Origin of the sequence: Kosakonia sp. WA-90, assembly GCF_039871955.1 — a bacterium.
Taxonomy (GTDB): domain Bacteria; phylum Pseudomonadota; class Gammaproteobacteria; order Enterobacterales; family Enterobacteriaceae; genus Kosakonia; species Kosakonia oryzendophytica.
Window position 1 is genome coordinate 1 of record NZ_JBDPLJ010000013.1, and the last position, 5,008, is coordinate 5,008.

Genomic DNA, 5,008 nt, shown 5'->3' on the forward strand with positions numbered 1-5,008 from the left:
CCGAACTCAGAAGTGAAACGCCGTAGCGCCGATGGTAGTGTGGGGTCTCCCCATGCGAGAGTAGGGAACTGCCAGGCATCAAATTAAGCAGAAGGCCCAGTCGGAAGACTGTGCCTTTTTGCGTTTGGGCTTTCCAAACACCACAAGCGCTTACCCTCCGGATACGGTAAACTAACTGTGTTTTTGCATCAGGATAGCGCCAATGAATCACTCCCTTAAGCCCTGGAATACCTTCGGTATTGATCGTAATGCCCAGCAGATCGTTTGCGTCGAAAATACGCAGCAATTGCTGGAAGCCTGGCAAGCCGCCGTACAGAACCAGCAACCCGTATTGATCCTGGGTGAAGGTAGCAATGTGCTGTTTCTACAAGATTTTGCAGGAACGGTCATTATCAACCGCATTCGTGGAATCGATGTCGATGAAGAGGACGATGCATGGCTGCTTCATGTCGGTGCCGGGGAGAACTGGCATCACCTCGTGCAATTTACTCTCAACAACGGGATGCCTGGTCTGGAGAATTTGGCGCTGATCCCAGGCTGTGCAGGCTCATCACCAATCCAGAATATTGGCGCATATGGCGTTGAGCTACAGCGAGTCTGCAACTATGTTGATTGCATCAACCTCAGCAGCGGCGAGTCGCAGCGTTTGAGTGCACAAGCGTGCCGTTTTGGTTACCGTGACAGTATCTTTAAACACGAGTATCAGGATGGTTACGCCATTACTGCTGTGGGGCTGCGTTTACCAAAAAAATGGCAACCTGTGCTGACCTACGGCGACTTAACTCGTCTTGATCCTGCAACTGTAACGGCACAACAAGTTTTCGATGCGGTATGTCATATGCGCATGAGTAAACTGCCCGATCCGAAAGTGCACGGTAATGCTGGCAGTTTCTTTAAAAACCCGGTGGTGTCGCCGGAGCAAGCCAATAACTTATTACAGGCGTTCCCGAATGCCCCCCATTATCCTCAAGCTGATGGCTCCGTAAAACTAGCCGCAGGATGGCTTATTGACCAATGCCAGTTGAAGGGGACTGCCGTGAAAGGGGCGGCGGTCCATCATTTGCAGGCGCTGGTGCTGATCAATACCGGTCTCGCAACCAGTGAGGATGTCATCCAGCTTGCGCACCTGGTACGTCAACGTGTAGGAGACAAATTCAACGTCTGGCTGGAACCAGAGGTCCGCTTTATTGGCTGTGCCGGTGAAGTGAATGCAGTGGAGGCGATTGCGTGAAGGACAATACGATCCCATTAACATTGATCTCTATTTTAGCGGATGGTGAATTCCATTCGGGTGAACAACTCGGCGAACGTCTGGGCATGAGCCGCGCAGCGATTAATAAACATGTTCAGACGCTACGTGACTGGGGGGTGGATGTTTTTACTGTCCCAGGTAAAGGCTATAGCCTTCCGGAGCCTATCCAGCTACTGGATGAAACCATGATCAGCAGCCAGATTAAGCAGGGCAAAGTTGCTGTTCTGCCAGTAATTGATTCAACAAACCAGTATTTGTTGGATCGCCTCAGTGAACTTGATTCCGGTGATGCTTGTGTGGCGGAGTACCAACAGGCCGGACGAGGGCGCCGTGGTCGAAAATGGGTCTCTCCCTTCGGTGCAAATCTCTATATATCGATGTACTGGCGATTAGAGCAGGGACCGGCAGCTGCAATCGGCTTAAGCCTGGTGATCGGGATTGTGATGGCTGAGGTTTTACACGATCTGGGTGCTGATCAGGTGCGCGTTAAATGGCCTAACGACCTTTATCTTCAGGATCGTAAACTTGCGGGTATCCTCGTCGAACTGACAGGGAAAACCGGTGATGCAGCGCAAATTGTCATTGGCGCTGGTGTCAACCTGGTGATGCGTAAAGTACAAGCTGAAGACATCAGCCAGGGCTGGATTAATCTGCAAGAAGCTGGTGTGAGAATTGATCGTAACAAGCTTGCTGCACGTTTAATTACAGAACTGCGTACTGCATTGCAAACGTTTGAGCAAGAAGGGCTGTCTCCTTTTCTCTCGCGCTGGGAGAAACTGGATAATTTTATTCATCGGCCGGTGAAATTGATTATCGGTGAGAAAGAGATCTACGGTATTTCGCGTGGAATTGATGTGCAGGGTGCCCTGCTGCTTGAACAAGAGGGCGTAATTAAACCCTGGATGGGGGGAGAAATATCACTGCGCAGTGCGGAATAATAATCAAAGGGGAGCGTTGATGCTCCCCTTAGTGTTTATTTTCGCAGGCGCACTTGTTCAACAGCGTGATTGGCACTCTTGGTCATAATCAGACTGGCGCGTTCGCGCGTAGGCAGGATGTTTTCTTTAAGATTTAAGCCGTTAATCTCTTTCCACAGCGACATCGCAACTTCTATTGCTTCAGCTTCAGATAACTTCGCATAGTTATGGAAATAAGAATCCGGGTTAGTAAAAGCGCCTTCGCGGAACTTCAGGAAACGGTTAATATACCAGGTCTGTAAAAGATCCTCCGGCGCATCAACATAAATAGAAAAATCTACGAAGTCTGAAACAAACACATGGTGCGGATCATGAGGATAATCCATACCACTTTGTAAAACATTTAACCCTTCAAGAATAAGAATATCAGGATGCGTGACCGTTTTGTCACCATCCGGGATCACATCATAAATCAGGTGCGAATAAACCGGGGCGGTAACATTGGTCACCCCCGATTTAATATCGGAAACGAACTGCACCAGGCGATGCATATCATAGGATTGCGGAAACCCTTTTTTCTTCATTAACCCGCGATCTTTCAATACCTGGTTGGGATGCAGAAAGCCATCGGTGGTAATTAACTCTACCCGACGATGTTCAGGCCAGCGGCTGAGTAACGCCTGTAATACACGGGCGGTGGTACTTTTCCCTACCGCAACGCTACCCGCGATGCTGATGATATAGGGAATGCGCTGACCGTTCGTGCCCAGAAATTGTTCCAGCACGGCTTGTCGACGCAGGTTTGAACTAATGTAGAAATTGAGTAAACGGGACAGCGGAAGATAAATTTCGGCCACTTCTTCCAGAGAAAGGTCTTCATTAATGCCTTTTAACCTTGCGATTTCGCCCTCAGTCAATGTCATTGGCACGGAATCACGAAGTGCAGCCCACTGGCTGCGATTAAACTGTAAGTAAGGCGTCATTAACGTTTGCTCTTTTTTACTCATAAGCTTTTATCTGCCCACATTACCACTGACACGTATGCTTCCGACGCGCCGCGAGAGAGCGTCTCTTAAGGTAATGTGATGGCTCGACGTTATTGAAATAAGTTGGATCAATGGGCAGGAGGTTAACACCAGATGACAGGGAATAATATGAAAAATCGCGTCTGCGTGATGCTTTACGCGGAAAGCATCACGCTATTCACATTAGCTGGCAATAGATCGAACTGGCTGATTTACCGCAAATAAGCGTTTAAAATAAATCGCAGCAGGGTGGTAGTACCCGTCGGCGGAGCAGAGGTAATCCGGCATTTCTCCGAGGCAGCGGTATCCCTGTGAGCGGTAAAACGTTTCGGCCCCAGAGCCAGCCCGCACTTCAAGGGATAATATCCCACGCTGACGAGCACAAGCGCTTTTCTCAAGCTCAGCAAGCAACTTTTTGCCAATACCTTTACGCCTGGCACGGCGGTGAACCAGCAGCAATTTGATAGTGCCGCGATTAAGCGCTTCAGGCTGCATGTTTAGCGCCAGGCTGATACACCCCGCAACGCCTTGCTCATCTCTGGCTATCCAGATTAAGCGTTCGCCTCTTTGAATCTCGTCGCGCAGACGATAAAAGCTACTTTCTGCTTCATGGCGGCTGGTCGCACGCTGATATCCCACAGAGGCACCACCTTGCAACGTATCAAGCAGCAAGTCCGCAAGTTCAGGGCAATAGACCGGCAAGGTGGCTGCGTTTAACAGAACAATTTTCATCATTGTGCCTCAATTGAGGATGATATCCAGGAGATGCAATAAGTGATCCAATTCACATTTTCACGTCTGGCTTTGTCGGAACGACTGAAATGCACTACTTATCTGCACTACAACAACGCAATTGCACCCCTGTAAGGCAAGAAAAGAGAGTGATGCAAGGGGTAAGAAAAGAGGGATACCTATGAACAGGCGGTTAAAAACGGTGGGTTTTTCTACTGGGTTGCATGAATTTACAGCATTTTGTTGAATGGTCGTGCAAAATGTGAGCGATAGAACGGTTTGTGCAATTTTTTTGTTGCATCAATCCCTCTGTCTCCCTAGAATGCGCGCTACTTGATGCCGACTTAGCTCAGTAGGTAGAGCAACTGACTTGTAATCAGTAGGTCACCAGTTCGATTCCGGTAGTCGGCACCATCAAGTCCGGTGGGGTTCCCGAGCGGCCAAAGGGAGCAGACTGTAAATCTGCCGTCACAGACTTCGAAGGTTCGAATCCTTCCCCCACCACCATTTTCGGTTACGCTAAAACGTAACCTGAGTTGGTGTCAGTAAGCGAATCAACTCAAAGGGAGAGTTTCTTCTCCCGACAATACAGAAAGCACTGGGTAGCCGAGTTTCAGGATGCGGGCATCGTATAATGGCTATTACCTCAGCCTTCCAAGCTGATGATGCGGGTTCGATTCCCGCTGCCCGCTCCAGACGTGCTGATATGGCTCAGTTGGTAGAGCGCACCCTTGGTAAGGGTGAGGTCCCCAGTTCGACTCTGGGTATCAGCACCACTTCACTTCTCCTCCCTGGTTTCTCTTCTGTTATTTAGCATTCAACAAGTCGGGCATGTTGCCTGGTTGATGTGGTGATATCACCGATTTATCCGTGTCTTAGAGGGACAATCGATGTCTAAAGAAAAGTTTGAACGTACAAAACCGCACGTTAACGTCGGTACTATCGGCCACGTTGACCATGGTAAAACAACGCTGACTGCTGCCATCACTACCGTTCTGGCAAAAACCTACGGTGGTAACGCTCGCGCATTCGATCAGATCGATAACGCGCCGGAAGAAAAAGCTCGTGGTATCACCATCAAC

Annotated in this window: 5 protein-coding genes and 4 tRNA genes; 7 read left to right on the forward strand and 2 right to left on the reverse strand. The window is 49.3% G+C overall.

The window, feature by feature from the left end; genetic code table 11:
• The first annotated feature begins 202 nt into the window (after positions 1 to 202).
• Together murB and birA are read left to right on the forward strand one after the other, a co-directional pair.
• Complete coding sequence (murB, locus tag ABGA49_RS15995) at positions 203 to 1,231, forward strand: UDP-N-acetylmuramate dehydrogenase (RefSeq protein ID WP_347665798.1); 1,029 nt, start codon at positions 203 to 205, stop codon at positions 1,229 to 1,231.
• Positions 1,228 to 2,190 carry a bifunctional biotin--[acetyl-CoA-carboxylase] ligase/biotin operon repressor BirA gene (birA, locus tag ABGA49_RS16000; protein ID WP_347665799.1) on the forward strand — a complete coding sequence of 321 codons (963 nt, stop codon included), beginning with the start codon at positions 1,228 to 1,230 and terminating at the stop codon, positions 2,188 to 2,190. Before murB ends, birA begins: the two co-directional genes overlap by 4 nt.
• A 35-nt stretch (positions 2,191 to 2,225) precedes the next feature.
• Here birA and coaA read toward each other — a convergent pair whose 3' ends face one another.
• Together coaA and ABGA49_RS16010 are read right to left on the reverse strand one after the other, a co-directional pair.
• Positions 2,226 to 3,176 (reverse strand): type I pantothenate kinase, encoded by a 951-nt coding sequence (coaA, locus tag ABGA49_RS16005; protein ID WP_061499025.1) that lies wholly within the window; start codon positions 3,174 to 3,176, stop codon positions 2,226 to 2,228.
• A gap of 201 nt (positions 3,177 to 3,377) precedes the next feature.
• Positions 3,378 to 3,926, reverse strand: a complete 549-nt coding sequence (locus tag ABGA49_RS16010; RefSeq protein ID WP_088237852.1) for a GNAT family N-acetyltransferase — start codon at positions 3,924 to 3,926, stop codon at positions 3,378 to 3,380.
• Positions 3,927 to 4,264: 338 nt separating this feature from the next.
• On the opposite strand from ABGA49_RS16010, the gene ABGA49_RS16015 reads away from it, so the two are divergent.
• The 5 genes from ABGA49_RS16015 to ABGA49_RS16035 all read left to right on the forward strand — a co-directional run.
• Positions 4,265 to 4,340, forward strand: a tRNA-Thr gene (locus tag ABGA49_RS16015).
• Positions 4,341 to 4,348: 8 nt separating this feature from the next.
• Positions 4,349 to 4,433: transfer RNA gene (locus ABGA49_RS16020), tRNA-Tyr, on the forward strand.
• 113 nt (positions 4,434 to 4,546) lie between these two features.
• Positions 4,547 to 4,621: transfer RNA gene (locus ABGA49_RS16025), tRNA-Gly, on the forward strand.
• Between the two features lie 5 nt (positions 4,622 to 4,626).
• Positions 4,627 to 4,702 (forward strand) — tRNA-Thr (locus ABGA49_RS16030).
• A gap of 114 nt (positions 4,703 to 4,816) precedes the next feature.
• On the forward strand, positions 4,817 to 5,008 hold a 192-nt coding region (locus ABGA49_RS16035; protein WP_347665800.1), incomplete at its 3' end, for a GTP-binding protein.

What these genes read in the sequence shown, in the direction of transcription:
- murB (WP_347665798.1), top strand. Translation starts at nt 203, where the DNA reads ATGAATCACTCCCTTAAGCCCTGGAATACCTTCGGTATTGATCGTAAT.
- ABGA49_RS16010 (WP_088237852.1), bottom strand. Translation starts at nt 3,926, where the DNA reads ATGAAAATTGTTCTGTTAAACGCAGCCACCTTGCCGGTCTATTGCCCT.
- coaA (WP_061499025.1), bottom strand. Translation starts at nt 3,176, where the DNA reads ATGAGTAAAAAAGAGCAAACGTTAATGACGCCTTACTTACAGTTTAAT.